This window comes from Thermomicrobiales bacterium, from assembly GCA_037045155.1.
Lineage (GTDB): Bacteria > Chloroflexota > Chloroflexia > Thermomicrobiales > CFX8 > JAMLIA01.
Window position 1 is genome coordinate 434,630 of the sequence record JBAOIG010000002.1, and the last position, 22,644, is coordinate 457,273.

Here is a 22,644-nt window from a genome sequence, read left to right on the forward strand (position 1 = left end):
ACGCGAAGCCCAGGGAGGTTCCCATGTCAGTTCCAGGTCTGTCGTGCCCCAAGTGTCAGTCGCCGATGCGCGTCTACGAGCGCAGCGGCGTGACTGTCGACCGCTGCACCGAGTGCGGCGGCATCTTCCTCGACCGGGGCGAGCTCGACCACCTCATCCGGATGGAGGGTGAGTACACCGAACGGCAGTTTGCCCAAGCGTCCCGTTACCGCGACGACAACGACGATGATGACTACAAGCGCCGCGGCTCTGGTGACGATACCTATCGCGAAGGCGGCTACCGGAAGAAGAAACGTAAGAACTTCCTCGAAGACCTGTTCGACTTTGGGTAGGCCGTAGGGACGTGGCACGGTAGGGGCGTGTTGCATACATCGAACACGCCCGACCGGCGCCTGCTGCGCCCGTCACATCGCTCGATAGCGTCGGCGATTCTGTCGGACGTATGTAATACGCCCCTGCATCCCGCGGCTCACCCTCGGTCGGCCTCGATCCGCTGAAGCGTTGGGAAGAGCGAGGAGAGGCGGGCGTAGAGCTCACGATAGGCGGAGTAGCCGGCCCGGTAGATCGTGGCGTTGGCTGGGTCCGGCTCGAAGGCTCGACGAACCTCCGCAAAACGCGTGACCTCGCCCCAACGCTCGAACAGACCCACGCCGATGCCGGCGACGAACGCCGCGCCGAGCGCCGAGCCTGCCTCGCCAGCGACGACCTCGACGCGCCGGCCGGTGATGTCGGCGGCGATCTGCATCCACAGGTCGCTGCGGCTGCCGCCGTCGGTCGCCAGCACTCGCCGGATCGGCCGCCCAGCCTCCGCCAGCAGGTCGAGGTGGTGCTGGAAGCCGTAGCAGACCGCCTCCAGCACGGCGCGATAGAGATGCGCGCGGGTATGGTGCAGCATCACTCCGGCGAAGACGGCGCGGGCGAGCGGGTCGAAGATCGGCGTCTTCTCGCCCAGCGCGTAGGGCAGCGCGACGATCCCGCCGGCCCCGGCCGGGACGTTCGCCGCCTCGCGGTCGAGCTCCGACAGCGGCGCGCCGCCGGCCAGCTCGGCGGCGAACCACTTCACCAGCGAGCCGCTTGCCGCCATGCAGCCGTTGATCAGATAAAGCCCCGGCACGTCGTGCTCGTCGAAGTAGAAGCGCCGGTCCGGCGTCGGGTCATCGGCGCAATACAGGATGTCGCCCCCGCCGCCGAACTTCAGCAGCGTGTCGCCGCGTTCGGCGAGGCCCGCCGCCAGCGCCGCCGCGACATGGTCGGCACTGCCGGCCACGACTGGCGCGCCAGCCGGCAGGCTGGTCGCCCCGGCTGCCTCCTCCGTCACCTGCCCGACGATATCGCTCGGGCGACGGACCGGCGGCAGCGTCCCCGCTCGTATTCCTGCGCGGTCCAGCCACGGCGCGATCCACTCGTGCTGCCGGATGTCGTACAGCCCGCTCTCGACCGCCCAGTTGCGCTCCAGCGACCACACCCCGGTCAGCAGGTGGGTGATGTAGTCATACGATCCACAGAGATACGCGGTCTTCTCGACGACCTCCGGCTCGTGTTTCGCCAGCCAGCGCCAGCGCGGCTCAATGTTCTGCTGGTTGGGCGTGCCGCCGGTCCGGGCGAAGAACTCGTCGGGGTCGACGGCGGCGCGGAGTTCCTCGACCTCTGCGGATGCGCGGGCGTCGTTCATCAGGATCGCCGGCCGCAGCACCCGACCGTCCCCGTCGAGCAGCACCATCGCCGGAACCATCCCGGTGACGCCGACCGCCGCGATCGACCCGACCGGCAGCTGCCCGACCAGCTCGCGGACGGCGTCGCAGGTCGTCGCCCACCACTCGGCAGGATCCTCTTCAGCCCAGCCAGAGCGCGGCGACCGCAGCGTGTGGTGGCGGTGCGTTTGGGCAACGACGCCGTGTCGCGGGTCGAGCGCGACTACCTTCAGCCCGGTCGTTCCGACATCGATGCCGATGGCGAGCGGCCCGGCCATCGGTCAGCCGGCTCGGTCGCGAGCTGCGGATGCCGCATCCATGAAGCGCAGGACGCGCTCGGGGTCGACCGGGTTCCATGTATAGCCGTCGCGCTTCATCCCGGTGCCGACGATGACGCCGTCGGCGACACCGAGTGTCGCGGCAACTGTCTCTATCCGGACGCCGGTGTTGGCCAGCACCGGCGTGTCCGGCACGGCCTGCTTTGCCTCGTAGATGTGTGTGACGTCGGCCGCCTCGCCGGCCATCGGGCCCGAGATCAGGATCGCGTCGGCCAGCGACGAGGTGACGACGCTCTTCGCCAGCGCGCCGATCGGCCGCTGCGCGAGCGGACGGGCGAACTCCGGCTCGATGTTGAAGAACAGTCGGATATTGCTCGCGCCGAGGTGGTCGCGATAGTCGAGCGCCGCCCCGGCATTGGGCTGCCAGAGGCCCATGTCGCTGTCATAGACGCCGGTGAATACCTCGCGGGCGAAGCAGGCACGCGTCGCCTGGGCGACGGCAATCGCCGCCTCGGGATCCCAGAGCAGATCGACGCCGTAGGGCACGCGGATATGCGGCCGCAGCTCGCCGATCGCCGCCGCCATCGCCGCGATCGGCCCGCGATCGGTGTGCAGCGGATACGGCCGGTCGCCCTCGTTGCAGAACAGCAGCCCATCGACGCCGCCGGCCTGCAGCGCTTCGAGGTCGCGATGGAGCGCCTCGACGATCGCGTTCATCCCCCCGCTGCGGTCGTAGAGCGGCCGCCCCGGCAACGGCAGCAGGTGCATCATCGCGATCACCGGCTTCGGCCGGCCGAAGAGCTGTTCCAGGACCGACGGATTACTCACTCACGGCTCCCTTAATGTCAGGGATGAGGACCCCTCCCCCATCCCTCCCCTGTGAAGGGAGGGGCGTGAGTGCGTGACGCTAAGTCCGTGGCCCACACGCCCTCGTCCCCCATCCCTCATCCCTCCGTTTAAACAACCGCCCGCATCGCGCCGCCGTCGACCTGCAGGGTCGCGCCGGTGACGTAGGACGCGGCGTCGGAGAAGAGGTAGACCGCCCCGCGAGCGTACTCCTCCGGCGTGCCGAGGCGACCCATCGGGATCGCCAGCTCGGATTCCCGGCGAACCTCCTCGATCGGCCGGCCGGACTTCGCCGCGTTCGCCTCGTCGAGCTGCTGGATCCGCGCGGTCAGGATGCGGCCCGGCACGATCTGGTTGACCCGGATGTTGTCGGCCGCCAGCTCGTTGGCCAGCGACTTCGCCAGCGCCGAGACCGAGGCGCGCATGACCGTCGATAGCGTCAGGTTGGGGATCGGCTCCTTCACTGACGAGGACGTCGACATCACGATCGACCCACCGCCGCGCTCGCGCATCGACGGCACGACCCCGCGGACCATGCGGATGACACTGAGGACCAGCAGATCGAACGCCTGCTGCCAGGCGGCGTCGTCGAACTGCAGGAAGACACCGGGAGGCGGCCCGCCGGTGTTGGTGAACAGCAGATCGACCCCGCCGAAGCGCTCGAACGTCGCCTGCTGCCAGCGGGCGATATCGTCGCCGTTGCGGGCGTCCGCCTTGATCGCGAGCACCTGCCCGCCGAACTCCTGCTCGATCTGCTGCCCCGCCGCCGCGATCGCCGCCTCGTCGTGCGAGGCAATCGAAACGCTCACCCCCTCGGCTGCCAGCAGCCGGGCGACGTTGAACCCCAGCCCCCGGCTCCCCCCGCCGACCATCGCCACCTTGCCCTGTAGCCCGAGCTCCATGCTGGCCCTCCCTCATGTCGTTCGTCTGTTGTGTGCGACATAGTAACAGGGACGGGGGGACGGGGGACGGGGGACGGGGGACGGGGGACGGGTTGCTCGTAGGGGCGAACCTTGTGTTCGCCCTCTTGCCGGCCGGGCGTTCGGTCTCGCGACAGGCGGTGGACGCGCCTACCCGTGCCTGACGATGTCGACCGAGATCTCGACCGCCGGAGTTGTTCCCCGGTTCTCGAGCCAGTGCAGCGTGTTGTGGTCCTCGGGCCAGCCGACTCCCGGCGAGGGGTAGTCCGTGGCGACGCCGTCGCGGTGGTCGGTGATCGTGCCCTGCAGCATGTAGACGATGCCTGGGCGGTCGACGTGGTCGTGGAGCGGGCCGAAGACGCCGCCCGGCGCGATCGTCACCATCCGCATCCGTAGCTGTCGCCCGGCCATGCCCTCGATCTCAGCGCCGAGATCGACCGTCGCAAGCAGTTCGACTGTAACGCCGCGTGTCTCATGCTCTGTCTGATCGTTGCCCATCGTGCTTTCCCTTTCGTGCGCTGCAATGTCGGATGAGCTGACCTGTCGCGTCTGTGTGCGTCCGTTCGGGTATTGGGCGTGGACATAGCCCCTGCGACCCGTACAGACGATCCGTGGCTGTTATTGTGGCGGAACAGGAATCGGATGTCGCTGTGCGTCGATGAAACCGGGTTGGACACAGATCGGCATATGCAGTCTCGCGATACGATTCACGTCGTCCGCCGTCTCTGAGATAGGCCACTCCCTGAATGAACATCGATGATATCAACGGGTTTATCGAACGCGGTGAGTCGACTGACCTCGAGCTCAAGAAGTCGACCGGCCAACGGACCGAAGCGGCGAAAACAGTTTGCGCGATGCTGAACGGTATCGGCGGCTTCGTTGTATTCGGCATCACGCCCGATCGCAACATCATCGGTCAGAGTGTCTCAGAGAAGACGCTGGAAGACCTCTACCACGAGCTCCAGAGAATCGAGCCGCCGGCATTCCCACAGATTGACATAGTCCCGCTTCCGAACGGTCAGAAAGTCATCATCCTGACCGTGGCGGGCGGGGCCGGCAGCGAACTCTACACGTATGATGGACGGCCATACCACCGGCAGGGACCGACAACATCTCGAATGCCGCGTCAACAGTACGACCGCCTCCTGATCGAACGGATGCACGCATCTCACCGTTGGGAGAACCAGCCCGCTACCGGAATCAGCAGCGACGATCTTGACCCGGAAGAGATTCTGAGAACCATTGAAGAAGCCATCCGTCGGGGCCGAATGGAGGATCCGGGGACACGTGACCTCAGCGAAATCCTGATGGGGCTGGGCCTGATCCATGATGGAGAGCTACTGAACGCGGCGGTGGTGTTGTTTGGTCGGTCTGATCGCCTGCTGCCGCTGTACCCGCAGTGTGTCTTGCGGATGGCGCGGTTCCGCGGGATCGATAAGAACGAATTCATTGACAATCGGCAGGAGTATGGCAACGCTTTTCAATTGCTGATCCGCGCGCAGCGGTTCTTGCTCGACCATCTACCAGTCGCCGGCCGGATTGTGCCGAACCTGTTCGAGCGGATAGACGATCCGCTCTATCCAACCGAGGCTCTGCGTGAGGCACTCGCCAACGCGCTTTGTCATCGTGACTATGGAGTTCCTGGCGGCGCGGTTAGCATCGCAATCTTCGATGACCGGCTCGAAATATCCAGCACCGGTATCCTGCCGTTCGGCCTGACCCCTGACGATCTGACGCGGCCGCATCGATCGCGACCATGGAATCCGCTAATAGCCCAGGTCTTCTTTCGGCGCGGCATTATCGAGCAATGGGGGCGAGGGACGTTGAAGATCGCTGAGTTAACTGAGCGAGCCGGTTTGGTTCCACCTGAGTTCGAATCGCGCAGCGGAGAAGTCCTCGTGCGTTTTCGTCCGACGCGGTATGTACCACCGACCCGCGTTGGTCACCTTCTGACCCCCCTCCAGCGTAGTGTGCTAGAGGTCCTTGCCCGTTCGGGGCCATCGCAATTACAGGCAATCATGAGCCGCTTGCCTTCAGGTACGCCCGAGCGGACAGTCCAGGATAACCTGCAGATGCTACGCCTGCTCGATATGGTGGACGTCATCGGCCGTGGCCGTGGCGCTCGGTGGTTGCTCCGCGCGGACAACCCCTCGATGGACGGCGACGGTGTGCCGTTGTAGACGAGTCGTATCCCGTGTGATTCCGTGTGATTCCGTGTGATTCCGTGTGATTCCGTGTGATTCCGTGTGATTCGCGACTCTGCCGGCCTTCGTACGGATGCACGGCTGCCGATTTATCGTAGCCACGACGGTTTCGTGCCGTGTAATTCGACGTGTCAATACGCATCATGGCGATGGCGGAGATGACGTATCTCCACAGCCGCCGAAGAACTCCGCGAATCCGTAGTTGTCGTCGTACTCGACGCGCAGGTAGCGGGCGAGGCCGGCGGGGGTGGTGGTCGCGGCGGAGAGGGTGGCGGCTTGGCCGGGTGTCATCCAGCGGTCGGGGCGTTCGAGCATGCGGGCGTTGAGCGCCTTGCCGTGGACGTGGGCGCGAACGGCGGCAGCGTAGCCGGCCAGCGCGTCGTCGTTGATGCCGCCGGCCAGCGCGGTGGCGAGAAGCTCGGCCTCGCGTAGCGCCTCGTTGATGCCGCGGGCGACGATCGGGTTCTTCATATGGATGGCGTCGCCGATCAGCGCCCAGCCTGGCCCCCAGGCCGTCCGGTCGTACCCCGGCACGCCAGCGATGCCGCGCACCGGCGAGGCGAGCTCCGCCCCGGCCAGCATCCTGACCATCCACGGGTGGGCGTTGACGCGCGCCAGGTAGCTTGCGCGATGGTCGTGGCGGAAGGCGTCGAAGTCTTCGTTGTAAGCGCCGAGGATCACCATCTGCAGGCCGGCGTTCATCGGCATCGTCATGACCGAGTCGCGCTCGGTGTCCGACTCGGTCAGCGCGACCGGTCCTGGCGGGACAGCGTCGCGGAAGTAGGCGTAGTACCAGTAGCGGCCCGGCGTGACGACGTTCTCCTCGACCGCGCCGACCTGGCGGGCGATGGCGGAGTTGCGTCCGTCGGCGGCGATGACGAGCTCGGCCTCGACTGGCCGGTTTCCGGCCAGCATGACGCCATGGACCCGTCCGTTCTGGCGGAGCAGGTGACGCACCGCTGTCCGGTCGAACGCATCGACGCCGGGAGTTGCCGACGCGGCAGCCCAGAGGATGCCGTCCAGCTCCAGCCGGCGGACGCAGAGCAGGTAGTCGATGCCGTCGAAGGGGACGATCTCGGTCAGCACCTCGTTCTCGCCGCGGACGAGTCGGAAGTGACGGGCCGGCGGCGCGCCGGTCGCCAGGGCCTGGTCGAGCACGCCGAGGCGGCCCAGCGCGGCGATGCCGTCCGGCCAGAGGACGTGGGTCGAGAGCGTGTCGGAGGGCATCGCCGAGCGCTCGACCAGCAGCACGCGGTAGCCAGCACGGGCCAAAGTGATCGCCGCCGCGCTGCCGGCCACGCGGCCGCCAATGACGATGATGTCGTAGCGTGCGTCCATGCTCTATCTCCCGAAACGCGCCATCACGCGGTGCTGGATAGCTCGCATCTCCGGGACGTCGAACGCCAGCAGGCCGGCAGCGTAGATTATCGCGCCGATCCCGGCCGGGATGACGACGATGACCACCTCGCGCAGGAGCGTCCCCGCTCCGCCGGACGGCTCGGGCAGCCGGTGCGCCAGTAGCCAGGCGAGCGCGCCGGCGACGATGGCCATCCCGAGGGCGACGATCGTCGAGGTCCGAATCGTCCGGATCAGCCGGGGCGTGTCGAAGCGGCGGGCGGCGGGCGTGCCGTAGGGGAAGATGCGCCGCAATAGCACGATCATCAGGATTGCGTGGAAGATGAATTGCGCGCTGTTGGCCGCGACCAGGCCGGCCATGCTGAAGCGTCCGACCAGCGTCAGGGCGAAGAAGAAGTAGACGCCGACTGCCACGACGCCGACGATCTGTGGCGTCATCGTGTTCTTGCGGGCGTAGTAGGCGAAGATCAGCGCCTGGTCGAAGGCGGCGAAGAGTGTGCCGGGCAGATAGATCAGCAGCGCGATCAGGATCTGCACCGCCGCGTCGTGGCTCGTCTCGCCATGCATGAACATGAGCTGGACGGTCGGCCAGGACAGGACGGCCAGCCCGAGTGTCGCGGGGATGACCAACACCGTGATCATCCGCAGCCCGTTCGCCAGCGTGCCCCAGTACGCCTCGTCGTCGCCGGCCGAGAAATGGCGCGAGAGGGCCGGCAGTGAGGCGAGCGAGATGGCCGCGGCGACCAGCCCGAGCACCATCTGGTTGAGCGTCGTCGCGTAGCGCATCGCTGCTGGCGCGTACTCTCCCGCGCCCCAGGCGAGGTTGCGATCGACGATCAGCGCGAACGTGTTGGCCATCAATCCGATGAAGATCGGCAGATAGAGCAGTCCGATTCGCCGGATTGCCGGGTGGTTGATGTGGAAATTGGGGATCGGCATCGTGTCGCGCAGGCCGGGGAGCTGGACAACGACCAGCAGCAGCGCGCCGAGGACGATGCCGATCGCCATCGAGCGCACCCCCAGCGCCGTCCGCCCGAGCGTCAAGGCGCTGAAGATGATCGCGACATTGCGCATCGAGAGCGACAGCGACGGCAGCGTAAATCGCTGGAGCGCGAAGAGCGTCGACATCAGAATCGTTGAGATCGCCAGCAGGAGCACGGCCGGCAGGATCCAGCGGACCAGCTCGATCGTCAGGTCGACCGTCGCGATGCCACGGGCCGCCTCGCCGCCGCCGAGCGCCGTCATCACCTTCACAGCCGCCGGGGCGAAGATCATCAGCAACGCAACGACGCCGCCGACGGCGGTGACCGATAGCACCAGCAGCGCGCCGGTGATCCGCCGCAGCTCGTGCCGCGTGTGCTCGCCAACGTACTCCGAGAGGACCGGGATCAGCGCGGCCTGCATCATTCCGCTGATGACGAGGTCGAACAGCATTGTGTGAACGTTGTCGGCGATGATGAACGCTGCCATCTGGTCGCCAGCGCCGAACATATACGACGCGGTCTGTTCCCGGACCAGCCCGAGAACGCGCGAGAGAATGTTGCCGATCATCAGGATGGCTGCCGCGAAAGCGATTCCACGGCTGCCGTGCGACTCGCTCTCGGCGGGCGCCGCGTTGATGATGGGAGTGGACGGTTGGTCTGAATCGAGAGGCGGCGCGAGCTCGAACGGATCGGTGTCGCCCGATCGGCCGGAGAAACGGACAGTTTCGTCGGGCCAGTGGGGCGGGACGGTCGGGTAGGGCATCGTGTCGCCGGCGCGACCCGGCGCCTGGCGGCGCGGCGGCTGGCCGCTCATCGGACGGGCTGCCCGGCGCGGATGGCTGCGACGATCTCGCTCGTCGAACGGCTCGCCTCCAGCGACAGGATCACCGTCTCGCCGCCATACGCCGCGACGGCAGGCGCCTCCGGCAGCTCGGCCCCGCCCGGGCCGTAGTCGCCCCCCTTGACGTAGATGTCCGGCCGCAGGAGCTCGATGCAGCGCCCGGCGGTGGGTTCGGGGAATATCACGACATAATCCACGCAGTCGAGGCCGGCCAGCAGCTCGGCGCGTTCGCCCTCCGGCAGGATCGGCCGGCCGGCGCCCTTGCGGACGGTCGTCGTCGCGTCGTCGTTCACTCCGACGATCAGGACGTCGCCGAGTCGCCGCGCGCCCTGCAGGTAGCGCAGATGTCCGACATGGAGCAGGTCGAAGTGGCCGTTGGTGAAGACGACCCGCTTGCCTTCGTGGCGCATCGTCTCGCCAAGCGTCGCCAGTTGATCTCGTTCGATGACTATGCCCACTGGGCCGTTCCGATCCCCGACTGATGCGGACGTTCCGCGCAGCGAGTCATCGTATCAAGTCGGACCGGTCCGGTGCTGGGGTGAGGAGGCCGGCGTCGAGTCGGGAGACAATGGATGACGCCGGCCTCAGCGGGTGGACGAACGGATCAGTCGCGGCGGGTCAGTCGGGTTGGACGATCTGCCACTGGATAATGTCCCCGTCGTTCCACTCCGGGTCGGTTTCGAGATGTTCGCGAAGCTGGCGATACCAACGGTCGGTCTGGGGGTCGTTGGCGTTGCGGACGTAGGCGTCACGGTCGGTGAATGCAACGACGAGCATATATTCGTTCGGGCTGTTGTCGAGCCTGTAGACGAACTCGGCAGTCTGTCCCCGAGCCGCGCCCAGGGTAGTCGTCCATTCGTTGCTGAGGCGCTGGACTTCCTGCTCGTGTCCGGGGAGAACCTTCATCCGCGCGATGGTCCCGAACATATCATCATCCTTTCTGGTCGAAGGGATCGTGACACATGAAACCCGTTCGGATTGGAGGGCCGCGCGCGACGGATGATCCCCGCCGTCGTGCAGGCTCGAAATGGTCAATGCGCAGGGCGCGCCGAAACCTGCCGCCAGGCCGGCATCGCGCAAGGCTGCCAGCAGGGCTCCGGACCTGTTGAAACGGCACAACCCGGTGACCGACCATGACCGGGCAGACGATCGAAAGATCGACAATCGATGCCATCTGGCTCCCGCAAACGCGCGACGAGTGGTGTGATGAACGAGCAGCCAATAGCGATGGGTATATGTCGATACGAGTAATATCGACGCACCCCAGTCTAACATGCGTTCAATCGGGCCTAGAGGATGTCGCCGGCCTCGACTCGCGTGCGCGTGCGGGACGCGCGTCGGCCAAGCGACAGGGCGCCGGCTGCCAGCGCGGCGGCAACGAGGCCGGCCACGATCAGGCGGATCGCCGCGACCAGGTCCGGCGCCGGGGCCAGGTGGCTCGGAACCGCGCCAAGCCGCAATGCCAGCACCAGGCCGACGAGCGCGACGCCGAAGCTCGTGCCAAGCCCGCGCATCATGTTCAGTGTGCCGCCGGTGACGCCGAGATGAGTCTGGGGGGCGGCGGCCATGATGCTGGCGTTGTTGGCCGGAACGAACAGCCCCGAGCCGAGCCCGAGCAGCACGAGCCCGCCGACTAGCCATCCAAGCGCGCCGCCGGCCGCCCACCAGACGACGACCAGGCCAGCTGCTGCGATCGCCATCCCCACCACGGTTGGCAGCTTCGGCCCGAGCCGGTCGGTCAGCAATCCGCCGATCAGCGCGACGAGCGCCAGCGCTGCCGGGACCGTCGTCAGGATCAGGCCGGCCCGGTCGGGGTTCTCGGAAAAGGCGCGCTCGAGGAGGATCGGCACCGCGAATAATGCGCCGAACAGCACCGTGTAGGAGAGAAGCCCGGCGCTCAGCCCAGCCGCCATCCCGGGCGTGCGGAGCAGTGTCGCGCCGATCAGCGGGTGGTCGGCGCGGCGCTCACTCCAGACAAAGCCGAACAGGAGCAGTGCCGACATCGGCAACAGCAGCCAGGCGATGTGCAGGAATGTCAGCGCCAGCAGCAGCGCGGTGATCGAAAGCGGCAATAGCAGTGCGCCGAGCCGGTTGAAACCCTCGATCCGGGAGGCGTGACCGCTGGCCGGCAGGATGATCACGCCGAGCGCCGCGCCGAGCAGACCGATCGGCAGGTTGATCAGGAAGATCCAGCGCCAGTCTACCCAGGCGATCAGGATGCCGCCGACGGTCGGCCCGATCGCCAGGCCGAGCGCCTGAGCGACTCCTTGAATACCGATCGCCCGGCCAAGCTTCTCCCGCGGGGTGGCGCTGGTGATGATCGCAACACTGTTGGCCTGCAGAAGCGCCGCGCCGACTCCCTGCGCAGCCCGGGCGGCGATCAGCAGGCCGAGGCTCGGCACGATCCCGCAGAGCGCCGAGGCGGCGGCGAAAACGACGAAGCCGATTGTGTAGAGCGCCTTGCGGCCGAGGTGGTCGGCTACTCGACCCATCGGCACAACCAGGCCCGTCAGCACGAGCAGGTAGACGATCGCTACCCACTGAACATGGTTGACGTGGCTGTGGAACGTGTCCTCCAGGGTCGGCAGGACGAGACTGACAATGCTGGCGTCGAGCTGGCCCATGAATGCGCCAACGCAGACAGTCGCGACGACGAGCCAGGGGTAGAAGTCACGCCGTGCCAGGCCGGCCAGCGGTTCGGGTTCGTGCAGTAGCCGGAGCCATGGGGAGGGCCGCGCCTGCTCGGCCATCGTCATCGAGCTGCCGCGCCCGCCCGCGCCAGGACGCGGTCGAGCAGCGCGTGAAGCTGTTCGCGCTCGACGATATCGAGGTCGGTCAGCAGATCTTCCAGCAGCAAGCGGCGCTCCTCGCGCCAGGCATCGACCCACGCTGCCCCCGCTTCGGTCAGGGACAGGACAACGACACGCTCATCCTCGCGCGAGCGTTCGCGAGTGACCAGCCCGCGCCCCTCCAGCCGCTGGCTGGCGGTTGTGACCGAATTTTGGGCAATACCGAGCGCGCCGGCCAGATCACCCACCCGCGCTGGCCCGATGCGCCGGAGCTGGCGCAATAGCCAGAACTGCTGGGCAGTGATGTCGCCTTGCTGCGTGGGGGCCGAGACGGTGTGCAACACCCGCCACAACCGCACCAGTGACTCGATCAGCTCGTCCGATGCCACAAGCATGCCTCCTCACTCACTCTACAAACGAGTATATCGATATACGAGGTAATTGTCGAGATGGAGACGCCCTGTCTCACAGCCAGGCGTCGATCGGAACCTGTTCGGGCGAGTCGGGGCGCATGCGGATAAAGGTCGGTGTCAGTCCACGAGCGCGGCGGCGATTTCGGCGCGGCTGGCCTGGGCGTTGCTCCACTTGCGGACGACGACGCCGGCCGCTGCCTGCGCGAGGTGCGAGGCCTGCTCGGGCGTCCCGCCAGCGAGCAGCGCGGCGGTCATCACCGCGACGACGGTGTCGCCCGCCCCGGTGACGTCGAACACCTCGCTCCGATTGGCGGCCGGGATCTCGCGGTAGCCGTCCTCGCCGGCCAATGACGCCCCATCACCGCCGCGAGTGACGACGAGAGTCCGGCAGCCAAGCTGGTGTCGCAGCGCGGCGAGATCGGCGGCGCGGCTAGCGCGGTCGCCAAGCGGATGGCCGAGCGTCTGCTCTGCCTCACCCTGGTTGCACTTCACCAGCCCGAAGCCGGTGAATCGGAACAGATCCCCCTGCGAGTCGACAGTTGTCAGAATGTTGTCGCGCCCCTGTCGATCTGCGATCCCGGCGACCAGTGATGTCGTCACCACGCCGGAACGGTAGTCCGAAACGAGCATCGCGTCGCACCGGGACGATTCGACAACGGCGCGCAACGAGCCTTCGACCGCGGGTGACACTGGCGAGCGATCCTGACGGTCGATCCGGACAACCTGTTGGGGAAAGAGAAAGAAGCCCTCCGCGACGACCCGCGTCTTCACCGTCGTCGGTCGGGTAGGGTCGATGATGACGCCATCGGTGTCGATGCCAACGTCACTCAGCAACGTGCGCACACGCTGACCTTCGGGATCGTTCCCGATGACACCGCAGATTGCCACCTCGCAGCCGAGCCTGGCCAACGCCAGGGCAGGAGCCGTCCCCCCGCCGAGCCGATCCTCCTGCCGATCCTCGGTCAGCACCATAATCGGCGCTTCGCGCGAGACGCGGCTGGGGTGGCCGAAGATGTAGCGGTCGAGGTAGAGGTCGCCGACGACGAGGACTCGGCTGCCGCCGATCCGGTTCAGCAGATCGAGCAGGCCGGCGGATGATGTTGGGTCGAGCATCACTCTCGCCTTCTCATCGGAAGCGGATCCAGGTGATTCCGAACGGAATCGCCATGAAGAGAAAGTCGGGAATCAGCCGAAGCTGAAATGCCTGGCGCACCCCCGGCGCGTTCAGGTGATTGAGGAGCAGGTCGAGATTCAGGAACGGGCTATGCCAGGCGATCACGACTCGCGAGACGACGACACCAAGCAGAACGCAGCCCATCGCGATGGCTCGCAACTCCCGCCCGCGCTTGTATTTCGTCACCCAGGCGATGCCCTCAGCAACGCCGAATCCAAGCAGCAACGCGCAATAGAACTGCCAGTTGGGAATGAGGCCCCAGATCGCCCCGGCCGCGGAGGCAATAACGACTCCAGTGACGATCGCCTTCAGCAGGACCCCACTGCTTGTCTGGTAGATTGCCGGCCGCGGTCCACGGGCGCAGTCGGGGCAGCGATAGCCGACGGGCGTAGCCACCATGCAACGCGGGCAGATCGGCTTGCCGCAGCGCGAACAGCGCAGCCGCGTCATGACGTTGGGATGGTAGGAGCATGGTTGTTCGAGAGGATCTGTCGTCGTCACCGTGTTCGCTGGCCTGCCCGTCGTCCGTTGTCCGTCTTGCCTGTTGCCCGTCTCTCGCGCTCGCGACAGACCAGCGCGACAAAGAGCGGGAGCGCGAGCTGTCGTCGCCAGCGCCATGGCTGACGGGCCAACCGGTAGAGCCACTCCAGCCCGGCGCGGCGAACCCAGGAAGGCGCTCGAGGGATCCGGCCGGAGAGATAGTCGAATGTGCCGCCGACACCAGCGGCGACCAGTATGCCACGCTCGGCTAGCCGCTCCCGATGGCGAGCGATCCAGAGATCCTGACGTGGGTGGCCGAACGCGATGAGCAGAATCGTTGGCTGCGCTTCAGCCAGCCTGCGCTCGATCTCCGCGAATCCATCGTCGTTCGGTGTGCCGGAGTATGTGCCGACGATTGAGACGCCGGGGAAACGTTCGGCCAGCCGGTCGGCTGTTTCGGCAGCGATGCCGAGCCCGGCGCCGAGCAGGAAGATGCGCGCGGCGGGATGCCGCAGGGCCGCGATCCCCTCGGTCAGCGCGACGCCGGTGACACGTGGCCCGATCGGCTCTCCCATCAGCCGGCCGGCCAGCACAATCCCGATCCCGTCGGCTGTCGCCAGATCGGCGCCCTCAAGCGCTGCCGCGAACTCCGGGTTTCGCCGTGCCTCGATCACGAATTCGGGATTGACCGTTACGATGTGGTGAAGACCAGCGCCCGAGTCGAGCCAGCCGGCAACGTACGCCAGCACCCCGTCCAGATCCAGCGGGTCGATGGCTACGCCCAGGATAGTCGCGCGATTCACATGCCCTCCGATCGTCGGGAGTGATCGTAGCAGGTGGGTGAGGATTTCCCCGCGCGTGCCCCATACTCATTGCAGGCGATTCGCGTGACGACAACGGTCGGTGGAGGTAGCGGTGACGGAGCTGGGCTGGCTGCTGGATATCCTGCGGCGACATGGGTTGACGCCAGACGAGCCAGGCTGGCGAGTAACACTCGCGCCGGGCGGGTCGACCGATCGCACGTATCGCGTCAGCGGTCCGGACGGCGAGCACCAGCTGACGTTGCGTCTGGCGCGGCCGGGGCTCCGGCGCTGGCTGCGCCACGAGGCGGACGTGCTGCGCGAGCTAGCCGTGATCGAGGGCGCCTGTACCCCGCGGGATGTCACCCAGATCACCGACCCGGCGCTACCCGAAGGGGAGATGCTCGTCCACGACCATCTGCGCGGTGAGCCGATGGCGTTGCGTGAGCTGCCAGCCGAGGCTCGCGAGCGGCTCGGCGCGTGTCTGGAGGTCGTCCACCGTGCCATCCGGCCTGGCTACATGGTCTGGCCGTCGCTGGAAGTGCGCGAGGGTACGCGGGCCGATGCGTTCCGCGCCAGGGTCGAGGTGCTGACCCGCTATCGTGCCGCTCGCGAGGGGCTGGCCGAGATCGACGCGCGGGTGGACGCGTTGCGATCGACCGACCTGCCGGCCGCGGCCGGTTGGGACGAGCCGGTCTTCTCGCTGCTCCACGGGGATCTCTCGGCCGGCAACATCATCTGGGACGTCGGCCGGCCGACATTGATCGACTGGGAGTTCGCCCGAGACGGCGACCCGGCTGAGGATCTGGCCTACCTCACCAGCGAGGCGAGGCTCGATCCGGAGCAGCTTGCCGATATTGCCGAGGGGTACGTCGCGGCCGGCGGCGAGGCATGGGCGTTCGCCCGTCTGCCGGTCTGGCTCCCGCTCGTTCGTCTCGATGCCGCGCTCTGGTGGGCCGACTACTGGCTCGAACGCGGCGTCGACCCGCTCGCGACCAGCGAGGTGCGGGCGAGGATGGGATAACAGACGGGAAGTGCTATTGTTAGATGAACCATTCTGTTGAACGCCGATCGAAGGTGCCCGATGGCGATACCCGCAACGACGCCCCGATTGACAGCCGATGATCTGCTCCAGATGCCCGACGACGGTCATCGGTATGAGCTCGACTGCGGAGAGTTGGTGCAGTTGCCGATGTCGAGCTTCAACAGCAGCCGGATCGCCGTCAGGATATCTTCGGCGATGTATGCATTCGTGAATGCTCGCGGCCTGGGCTATATTGCCGGCGTGGATGGCGCGTACATCCTGAAGCGCGATCCCGACGTCGTCCGGGTGCCGGACGTATCGTTCGTGCGCGCCGAGCGAATGCCCCCGGAGGAGCAGTGGTCGCGATTTCTGGACTTGGCGCCGGATCTGGCCGTTGAGGTCATTTCTCCGTCCGATACTGTTCGCGATAGCCTCGATAAAGTACGCGAGTACCTGGACGCAGGCGTCCAGCTCGTCTGGGTCGTCCAACCGAGCCGTCGAATGGTGACCGTCTACTACCCCGACCGCACCGCGCGGCTCTATTACGATGACGCCACCCTCGACGGCGGCGATATCCTCCCCGGCTTCACCCTCCCGGTCGCCGACATCTTCGCCTGACCATCGACGCCACGGCGCCCCCTGTGGATACCCCCAACCTCGATTGTCGCCGCATGCGGAGCCATCATGTAGCTGCATATAACCCACTGCCTGCCGACAATCTGCTTGACTCGAAGGCACGGACGTGGCTGTATTGATGATGAGCCGACGGAGGTATACGTACATGAACGATCTTGCCGGTGGTGTCGCCATCGTGTAGCGTGGGCAACGCACCCACACACTGCCCCGATGGGGCCTGACAGCGCCGAGCGATCGTTTCCCGATGCGTCGGTTGTGAGGATGGGGAGGTCAGTGATGACGAATGGTTTCTGCCGATTGATCCAACCGCGTCTCCCGGGTCGGAAGGGTCTAATTTCGCTTACCGCGGTCACCGCCGCGCTGGCCCTGATCGCGGTCAGCCTGTTCAGTGCCGCGGCAGTCGCTCCGGCCAATCCGGCATTCCAGGATACCTGGGCCAGGACCGACCAGCCGGTGAGCTCCGGCCAGGCCGAACGAACCTGGATGTGGGGCCCGGCGGCGAACACCAGCGCGATGCAGGAAGCCTACGCCGAATCGCCCGGCGGCATGCGCACCGTTCAGTACTACGACAAGACGCGGATGGAGATCAACAACCCGTCCGGCGACCAGTCGTCGCTCTGGTACGTCACCAACGGATTGCTCGTCCGCGAGATGATCATCGGTGAGGTGCAAGTCGGCGACGCGACATTCGAGCCGCATGCCATTGCCGACACGATCAACGTCGCCGGTGACCCGGATGATCCGAACGGCCCGACCTACGCGTCGTTCGCCAGCCGGCTCGGCGACCCTGCGCTGCCGATCGGCACGGTAATCACCCAGCGCCTCGCGCGTAATGGCGATGTATCGACCGACACGACGCTCACGTCATACGGCATCACAGCTGCTCACCGGGTAACAGTGACGGATATCGACCATACGGTCGCTTCGGTGTTCTGGGACTTCATGAACTCGACCGGTGTCGTCTATCAGGGCGGTCAGTTCGTCCAGGATAGCCTGTTCGTCAACCCGTTCTACGCAACTGGCTACCCGATTGGCGAGGCGTTCTGGGCCAACATCAAGGTTGCCAACAACCAGCAGGATGTCCTGATCCAGTGCTTCGAGCGGCGCTGCCTGACCTGGACACCCGGCAACCCGGACGGCTGGAAGGTCGAGGCCGGGAACGTCGGCCAGCATTACTTCCGCTGGCGCTACGAAATCACTCCTCCGACACCCACCCCGACGCCATCGCCGACGCCCGGCCCCGCGCCAGAAGTCAGCGAGGGAGTCTTCTCGGCATACCTCGCCGGCGCGAATGTGGTGCCGCCCGTTACCACCGACGGCGCTGGGACCGCGTACTTCTACGTCCACGCAGACGGCAGCGGCGTTGACTTCTCGATCAACACCCAGGGCCTGACAAACGTAACCGCGGCAAGCATCCGCGAGGGAAGCGCGACTGAAAACGGCAACGTCGTCGTCACGCTGTTCAGCAGCGCCAAGCCGGTAACGACCAACGGCGTCCTCGCCAGCGGGTCGATCGCGCAAGCGAACCTGCCGGCGGACTGGACGATTGCCGACCTGGAAGCAGGCATGGCCGACGGCAGCCTCTACGTCGATATCCAGACGACGGGTCAGACATCTGGCGCGGTCCGAGGCCAGCTCGGCGCGCTCGGCGATACGTCGTTTAACGCTGTGCTGCTCGGCGGGAACCAGTCACCCCCGACGACGTCAACCGCCGTCGGTGCGCTTGGCCTCAGCTATCATGCCGCCGACGCGACGCTCGACTACGAGCTCTACGTTCTGAACATGACCAAGATCACGGCGGCGCATATCCATTCCGGCGTGGCCGGGGCGAACGGCCCGGTGGTCGCGACGCTCTTCACGGCGGCGCAGCCTGTGACCGGTCCGTTCAACGGCATGCTGGCTGAGGGAACGCTCGACGCCGGCGACCTCACCGGCCAGACAATGCCGCACTTCGTCTACCTGCTGCTGACGGGCGGCGCCTACGGCAACGTCCATTCGGTCGATTACCCCGACGGAGAGATTCGCGGCCAGATCCAGGTCGGCAACCAGACCGATCTCGGCGCGGCGACGTATATCGCCAGCCTGGACAACACAGCCGAGAACGACTTCATGGCGATGTACATGCCGATCGACACCGATGCATCGGGACTGGCGCTCCTTTGGCCGAGCAAAGACGGTAAGACGCTGAACTACGTCGTCATCGTCACGAACATCGACCGCGTTCTTAGCGCGCAGTTGCGGATCGATGGCGTGCCGACCGCTGGCGAGGTCGTCACGATGCTGTTCGACTCGACAGCGAACGCGACCGGACCTGTCAATGGCGTGCTTGCCAGTGGCGTGATCAACGATGCAGCGGTGATCGGCCCGCTCAAGAATACGGGAGTGAGCGGGCTGCTCGGCGCGATTGATGTGGGAGAGATCTGGGTCGGCGTTACGACAGTGCAGAACCCGGCCGGCGACATCTGGGGATTGGTAGCGCCAATTTCCTGACGCGCTGAAGTAGCTCCACTCGAAAAAGGCCGGCCGCGTCATCGATGGCGCGGCCGGCCTTTCTTGTTGCCCATCGGCTCGTTCGTCACAGCCCGAGCGGCGGCGTCGTCTGGATCCCTCAGAGCAGGCAGGCGGTGCCAGACATCTGGGCGATTTCAGTGAGGAGCCCGTACGAGCGTGGCCCCAATGCCGTAACCAGCGCCTGGATGCTGTCGGTCAGCCGAACGATCGTCCGGCTGGTGTCGAAGTCAAGCTGGCCGAAGATCTGCGCGCCGTCGGCGACGAGGAACTCCAGCGGCTCATCGGCCTCGGCGAGCGAGATGAGCTGTTCGGGATAGATCCACATGAACAGCGGGTGCTCGTCGCGGGCGACGATCCGCGCGGTGTCGTCCAGCGTCGCGGCATAGACGGCGATCGGCGCGACTGACTGGTATTCCTCCGACCACGGCTCGAACGGCGTGGTCCCGAATCGGCGGTAGACGAGCGCCACCGGCCCTGGCTCGTCGGTGATTGCGACCGTGTCGATATCGTCGGGCGAGTGGACGATCAGCGTGTATTCCTGCTCGATCAGCCGGATGGCGCTGCCGGTCTCCTCGATCGACTCGCGCAGCGCTGCCGCCGAGAATGTCTCACTTCCCTCGGCCCAGCCACCAACGCCGGTCAGGCGCAATAACACGCGTTGCTCGCTATAGATCAATGGCCGGCCGGCCAGCAGAAAGCGTCCCCGGTCCACCAGCAGCAGGCTCGATGCGCGCGCCGTGTCGGGCTCGACCATCTCCGAGAGCCTCGCCATACGATGTATCTGTCTCACGTTACCCTCGCGACGCGGCGTCATTGAGATGTGATGCGTGCGCGACCCCAACGCATGATCGCACCAGTCCGCGTTACTGTCCACTCTCAATAGTACGCCTGTCGTCCAGCACTCACGGCGCGGCATATGTGGACGCGGTGAGTCGTGCGCAACTCATGCCAACTACGTCACCGTTGTCACGCGTCGCTGGCCATGCCGATAACGACGGCTCGACATGCCAGCGCGTCGGCGCGGGCGCGATGGCCGCCGGCCGGCAGGCCGAACCGCGTCGCTGCAATTTCGAGTCGGTGCCAGCGATAGTTGCCGTAACGCTCGTTCCACTGTGCGGCGAATTGCGCATATTGCAGCATTGCACATTGCCAGTTGCCACCTGGCGGCTTCAGGCCGGCGTGGTGGTTCATCTGCCCAACCAGCCTCCGATCGAAGTCCGCGTTGTAGACGACGACAGTGCGGCCCGCGAGCAGCGGCTGGAGCTGTTGGTGCACATCGCGCCAGCGTGGGGCAGTTGCTACCATCGTATCGTCGATCCCGTGGATCCGTGCCGCATCGGCAGGAATCCCCCGTTCCGGGCGGACCAGTGAATCCAGCAGAATGCGCCCAGAAACGTCAATTACCGCAATCTCGACGATCTCGGCTCGATCATCCAGACCGGTTGTTTCGGTGTCGAGGAAGACGACATCGGGCTGCCTGAGTATCGTCGCAGCCCACGCGACCGCCCCGGACCGCGCGGCTCGACGGCGTGCTTCGCTGGGCTCTGATCTATCTGGCGCGAAGAACGGTGGCATTCCGCATTCCATCAGTGAGGACGAGTACGATAATACCGCTATCGCCGTCGATCATCGTGCGGCGGATGTGGCGATCATAGACAGTGTTGGGCAAGCGCGTCAACGATGCGCGTGCCGTGGGAGTTAGCAGGATACATGGACCATCGCAACGGCCCTCGTTTCCAGCCCCGGATGGCCGCGCTGATACTGGCGATCGTGGCGCTCGGGCTTGTCGCGGCAAGCTTCCCTCCGCTGGCGCGTGAGGCTGCCGCCAAGTCGGCAAGCTGGAGCGAATACAACACAACCCTCGACGTGCATGCCGACGGAACCATGACGGTGACTGAAGATCAGGTGATCGCCTTCGAGGGCGGACCCTTCACCCATGGATACGCGACGATCCCGCTTGGGCGTATCGAGAACATCAGCAACATTCTGGTGCTGGAGAACGGCGTCCCGTACAAGCCGGGCAATAACACGCCTGGCGCCTTTAGCACGACAAATAGCGGCAGCCAGATGGACATCGACTGGTGGTTTACCCCGACGAGCGACGAGAATCGCAGCTTCACGATCCGCTACGACGTCACTGGCGCGCTCCGTGTCTATGCCGACCGGCAGCAGCTCTGGTGGAGGGTTATCGACACCGATTTTGCCGGCAATGTGGATTCCGCGACGATTACCGTCAATCTGCCGCAGGCTGTTGCCGAGGATCAGCTCTCGGTTGCCTGGTATGCGTCGAGTGGATCCAGCTTCCCGGTAGACTGGCAGGTCACCAGCCCAACCCAGGTCATCTGGCGCGCGACCAGTATCAATCAAGGCGAGGCCCTGGAGGCGCGGCTGGAGTTCCCGCCGATCACTAGCGCAACTGCGCCGGCCTGGCAGGCTGCTGACGACGCCGAACGCGCGCGCGAGGAACGGCTGGCGCCGTACAAGGCGCTCCTGAACGTGCTGCTGCTGGCAGGCGGCCTGCTGTTGCTGGTCGGGGGCTCGGTCGGCGTTCTGATGCTGTGGTTCAGTCGCGGCCGAGATGTGCCGGTCGTCGCGCCAATCGACCTGCTGAAGCAGCCGCCGGATGACCTGCCGGCCGCGGCAGTCGGGGCTCTGGTTGATGAGCGTGCCAACGACTGCGATGTCATCGCCGGAATCATCTCGCTGGCCGGCCGTGGTGTGCTCCGGATCGAAGAGAAGCAGCCCGGCGGCGTTCTTGGCGGGCTTGGCTTCGGCAGCCGGGATTTCACCTTTTACCGGCTGGAGAGCAATATAACGTTGCGTCCGTTCGAGCAGGAGCTGCTCGGCGCGATCTTCACGGGCTCGCAGACGGAGGCTCGTCTTTCGACGATCAGAACTCGATTTTCCGATCGTCAGGCGCTTGTCAAAAAGGGCCTCTACGACGAGCTCGTCGGCCGGGGCTATTTCGACCGCAACCCGCAAACGACGCGACACTTCTATCGCGGGGCCGGCGCGCTGCTTCTGGTCGCTTCGACGGCCGGCGGCCTGCTTCTTTGCGTGTTGATCGGCTCGTTTGCGCCGTTCGTTGTTGTGCCGGTTATCGGCGCAGCGGTTGTGGGCTTGCTCTTGATGATCGTTGGTGGGTCGATGCCCCGCAAGACACAGGCGGGCGCCGAGGCGGCTGCGCGCTGGCAGGCGTTCCGCCGCTACCTGGCCGATATCGAGCGTTACGATTCGGTTGCCGACGCCAAGGCGGTCTTCGACCAGTACCTGCCCTATGCGATTGCGTTCGGCCTGGAGCGAGGCTGGGTCAGCAAATTCGCGCAGGCCGGCGCCCCGGCGCCCACCTGGTATGGCGGCTGGGATGGCCCGGTCCAGACTGGCAGGATGCCGCGTGGGCCGCGCGGTGGCGCCGTCATCATCGTCCCCGGTGGCCGGCCCGGCGGTGGCGGTGGTGGAGGAGGTGGCCTTCCCGACCTCCAGCAGACGAGCGACCGGATGGCTGGCTCGCTTCAGAGCATGAGCAATGGCCTGTTCGACCTGTTCAGTGAGGCCGGCAAGGTGTTCAGTCCACCCCCCAGCAGTGGTGGTGGCGGTGGTGGCCGCAGTGGTGGCTTCGGCAGCTTCTCCGGCGGTGGCGGTTCCTTCGGCGGCGGCGGTGGCGGCGGAGGCCGCGGGTTCAACTAGGGCGAGAGGGT

The 22,644-nt window shown here is 66.1% G+C and carries 21 protein-coding genes; 6 read left to right on the forward strand and 15 right to left on the reverse strand.

All coding sequences use genetic code 11. The features are described 5' to 3' along the window. Positions 1–23 precede the first annotated feature (23 nt). Positions 24–332 carry a zf-TFIIB domain-containing protein gene (locus V9F06_02255; GenBank protein ID MEI2616448.1) on the forward strand — a complete coding sequence of 103 codons (309 nt, stop codon included), beginning with the start codon at positions 24–26 and terminating at the stop codon, positions 330–332. A 137-nt stretch (positions 333–469) separates the two neighbouring features. On the opposite strand, the gene V9F06_02260 is transcribed toward V9F06_02255, so the two are convergent. The 4 genes from V9F06_02260 to V9F06_02275 all read right to left on the reverse strand — a co-directional run bounded on the left by V9F06_02260 (position 470) and on the right by V9F06_02275 (position 4,233). Next, a complete protein-coding gene (locus tag V9F06_02260) occupies positions 470–1,969 on the reverse strand; it encodes an FGGY-family carbohydrate kinase (protein ID MEI2616449.1) in 1,500 nt (499 codons plus the stop codon). 3 nt (positions 1,970–1,972) lie between these two features. Continuing rightward, positions 1,973–2,797 carry a BtpA/SgcQ family protein gene (locus tag V9F06_02265; GenBank protein MEI2616450.1) on the reverse strand — a complete coding sequence of 275 codons (825 nt, stop codon included), beginning with the start codon at positions 2,795–2,797 and terminating at the stop codon, positions 1,973–1,975. A 128-nt stretch (positions 2,798–2,925) separates the two neighbouring features. Then, a complete protein-coding gene (locus tag V9F06_02270; GenBank protein MEI2616451.1) occupies positions 2,926–3,717 on the reverse strand; it encodes an SDR family oxidoreductase in 792 nt (263 codons plus the stop codon). 168 nt (positions 3,718–3,885) lie between these two features. Next, positions 3,886–4,233: a hypothetical protein gene (locus V9F06_02275; protein ID MEI2616452.1), complete on the reverse strand. Its 348-nt coding sequence runs from the start codon at positions 4,231–4,233 to the stop codon at positions 3,886–3,888. A gap of 248 nt (positions 4,234–4,481) precedes the next feature. On the opposite strand from V9F06_02275, the gene V9F06_02280 reads away from it, so the two are divergent. Further along, on the forward strand, positions 4,482–5,915 hold the full coding sequence (locus V9F06_02280; protein MEI2616453.1) for an ATP-binding protein: 1,434 nt from the start codon (positions 4,482–4,484) through the stop codon (positions 5,913–5,915). Between the two features lie 165 nt (positions 5,916–6,080). Here V9F06_02280 and V9F06_02285 read toward each other — a convergent pair whose 3' ends face one another. The 9 genes from V9F06_02285 to V9F06_02325 all read right to left on the reverse strand — a co-directional run bounded on the left by V9F06_02285 (position 6,081) and on the right by V9F06_02325 (position 14,778). Beyond that, on the reverse strand, positions 6,081–7,277 hold the full coding sequence (locus V9F06_02285) for an NAD(P)/FAD-dependent oxidoreductase (protein MEI2616454.1): 1,197 nt from the start codon (positions 7,275–7,277) through the stop codon (positions 6,081–6,083). Positions 7,278–7,280: 3 nt separating this feature from the next. Beyond that, on the reverse strand, positions 7,281–9,092 hold the full coding sequence (locus V9F06_02290; protein ID MEI2616455.1) for a murein biosynthesis integral membrane protein MurJ: 1,812 nt from the start codon (positions 9,090–9,092) through the stop codon (positions 7,281–7,283). Next, entirely contained in the window at positions 9,089–9,577 is a 489-nt protein-coding gene (locus V9F06_02295; protein ID MEI2616456.1) for an adenylyltransferase/cytidyltransferase family protein, read from the reverse strand. Before V9F06_02295 ends, V9F06_02290 begins: the two co-directional genes overlap by 4 nt. A 160-nt stretch (positions 9,578–9,737) precedes the next feature. Next, positions 9,738–10,046, reverse strand: coding sequence for a hypothetical protein (locus V9F06_02300; protein ID MEI2616457.1), 309 nt, complete (start codon positions 10,044–10,046; stop codon positions 9,738–9,740). Between the two features lie 362 nt (positions 10,047–10,408). Then, positions 10,409–11,875, reverse strand: coding sequence for an MFS transporter (locus V9F06_02305; GenBank protein ID MEI2616458.1), 1,467 nt, complete (start codon positions 11,873–11,875; stop codon positions 10,409–10,411). Then, positions 11,872–12,297 (reverse strand): MarR family transcriptional regulator, encoded by a 426-nt coding sequence (locus V9F06_02310; protein ID MEI2616459.1) that lies wholly within the window; start codon positions 12,295–12,297, stop codon positions 11,872–11,874. The genes V9F06_02305 and V9F06_02310 overlap by 4 nt, the downstream gene beginning before the upstream one ends. A gap of 141 nt (positions 12,298–12,438) precedes the next feature. Beyond that, complete coding sequence (locus V9F06_02315) at positions 12,439–13,434, reverse strand: bifunctional ADP-heptose synthase (protein MEI2616460.1); 996 nt, start codon at positions 13,432–13,434, stop codon at positions 12,439–12,441. 13 nt (positions 13,435–13,447) lie between these two features. Continuing rightward, complete coding sequence (locus tag V9F06_02320) at positions 13,448–13,996, reverse strand: hypothetical protein (GenBank protein MEI2616461.1); 549 nt, start codon at positions 13,994–13,996, stop codon at positions 13,448–13,450. Then, positions 13,993–14,778: a WecB/TagA/CpsF family glycosyltransferase gene (locus tag V9F06_02325; GenBank protein ID MEI2616462.1), complete on the reverse strand. Its 786-nt coding sequence runs from the start codon at positions 14,776–14,778 to the stop codon at positions 13,993–13,995. The genes V9F06_02320 and V9F06_02325 overlap by 4 nt, the downstream gene beginning before the upstream one ends. Positions 14,779–14,890: 112 nt before the next feature. Between V9F06_02325 and V9F06_02330 the strand changes: the two genes are divergently transcribed. From V9F06_02330 to V9F06_02340, 3 genes are all read left to right on the forward strand, one after another. Next, entirely contained in the window at positions 14,891–15,799 is a 909-nt protein-coding gene (locus V9F06_02330; GenBank protein MEI2616463.1) for an aminoglycoside phosphotransferase family protein, read from the forward strand. Positions 15,800–15,859: 60 nt separating this feature from the next. Next, positions 15,860–16,417 (forward strand): Uma2 family endonuclease, encoded by a 558-nt coding sequence (locus V9F06_02335; protein MEI2616464.1) that lies wholly within the window; start codon positions 15,860–15,862, stop codon positions 16,415–16,417. 294 nt (positions 16,418–16,711) lie between these two features. After that, positions 16,712–18,925: a CHRD domain-containing protein gene (locus tag V9F06_02340; GenBank protein MEI2616465.1), complete on the forward strand. Its 2,214-nt coding sequence runs from the start codon at positions 16,712–16,714 to the stop codon at positions 18,923–18,925. A 118-nt stretch (positions 18,926–19,043) separates the two neighbouring features. Here the strand turns inward: V9F06_02340 and V9F06_02345 are convergent, their stop codons facing one another. Both V9F06_02345 and V9F06_02350 read right to left on the reverse strand, forming a co-directional pair. Further along, positions 19,044–19,700: an NUDIX domain-containing protein gene (locus V9F06_02345; protein ID MEI2616466.1), complete on the reverse strand. Its 657-nt coding sequence runs from the start codon at positions 19,698–19,700 to the stop codon at positions 19,044–19,046. Positions 19,701–19,912: 212 nt separating this feature from the next. Next, complete coding sequence (locus tag V9F06_02350) at positions 19,913–20,521, reverse strand: 3'-5' exonuclease (GenBank protein MEI2616467.1); 609 nt, start codon at positions 20,519–20,521, stop codon at positions 19,913–19,915. Positions 20,522–20,656: 135 nt separating this feature from the next. Between V9F06_02350 and V9F06_02355 the strand changes: the two genes are divergently transcribed. Further along, positions 20,657–22,633 (forward strand): DUF2207 domain-containing protein, encoded by a 1,977-nt coding sequence (locus tag V9F06_02355; protein ID MEI2616468.1) that lies wholly within the window; start codon positions 20,657–20,659, stop codon positions 22,631–22,633. Positions 22,634–22,644: the final 11 nt, after the last annotated feature.

What these genes read in the sequence shown, in the direction of transcription:
- V9F06_02270 (MEI2616451.1), bottom strand. Translation starts at nt 3,717, where the DNA reads ATGGAGCTCGGGCTACAGGGCAAGGTGGCGATGGTCGGCGGGGGGAGC.
- V9F06_02300 (MEI2616457.1), bottom strand. Translation starts at nt 10,046, where the DNA reads ATGTTCGGGACCATCGCGCGGATGAAGGTTCTCCCCGGACACGAGCAG.
- V9F06_02350 (MEI2616467.1), bottom strand. Translation starts at nt 20,521, where the DNA reads ATGCCACCGTTCTTCGCGCCAGATAGATCAGAGCCCAGCGAAGCACGC.
- V9F06_02260 (MEI2616449.1), bottom strand. Translation starts at nt 1,969, where the DNA reads ATGGCCGGGCCGCTCGCCATCGGCATCGATGTCGGAACGACCGGGCTG.
- V9F06_02285 (MEI2616454.1), bottom strand. Translation starts at nt 7,277, where the DNA reads ATGGACGCACGCTACGACATCATCGTCATTGGCGGCCGCGTGGCCGGC.
- V9F06_02305 (MEI2616458.1), bottom strand. Translation starts at nt 11,875, where the DNA reads ATGACGATGGCCGAGCAGGCGCGGCCCTCCCCATGGCTCCGGCTACTG.
- V9F06_02275 (MEI2616452.1), bottom strand. Translation starts at nt 4,233, where the DNA reads ATGGGCAACGATCAGACAGAGCATGAGACACGCGGCGTTACAGTCGAA.
- V9F06_02280 (MEI2616453.1), top strand. Translation starts at nt 4,482, where the DNA reads ATGAACATCGATGATATCAACGGGTTTATCGAACGCGGTGAGTCGACT.
- V9F06_02340 (MEI2616465.1), top strand. Translation starts at nt 16,712, where the DNA reads ATGACGAATGGTTTCTGCCGATTGATCCAACCGCGTCTCCCGGGTCGG.
- V9F06_02335 (MEI2616464.1), top strand. Translation starts at nt 15,860, where the DNA reads ATGGCGATACCCGCAACGACGCCCCGATTGACAGCCGATGATCTGCTC.
- V9F06_02255 (MEI2616448.1), top strand. Translation starts at nt 24, where the DNA reads ATGTCAGTTCCAGGTCTGTCGTGCCCCAAGTGTCAGTCGCCGATGCGC.
- V9F06_02345 (MEI2616466.1), bottom strand. Translation starts at nt 19,700, where the DNA reads ATGGTCGAGCCCGACACGGCGCGCGCATCGAGCCTGCTGCTGGTGGAC.
- V9F06_02355 (MEI2616468.1), top strand. Translation starts at nt 20,657, where the DNA reads ATGGACCATCGCAACGGCCCTCGTTTCCAGCCCCGGATGGCCGCGCTG.
- V9F06_02290 (MEI2616455.1), bottom strand. Translation starts at nt 9,092, where the DNA reads ATGAGCGGCCAGCCGCCGCGCCGCCAGGCGCCGGGTCGCGCCGGCGAC.
- V9F06_02315 (MEI2616460.1), bottom strand. Translation starts at nt 13,434, where the DNA reads ATGCTCGACCCAACATCATCCGCCGGCCTGCTCGATCTGCTGAACCGG.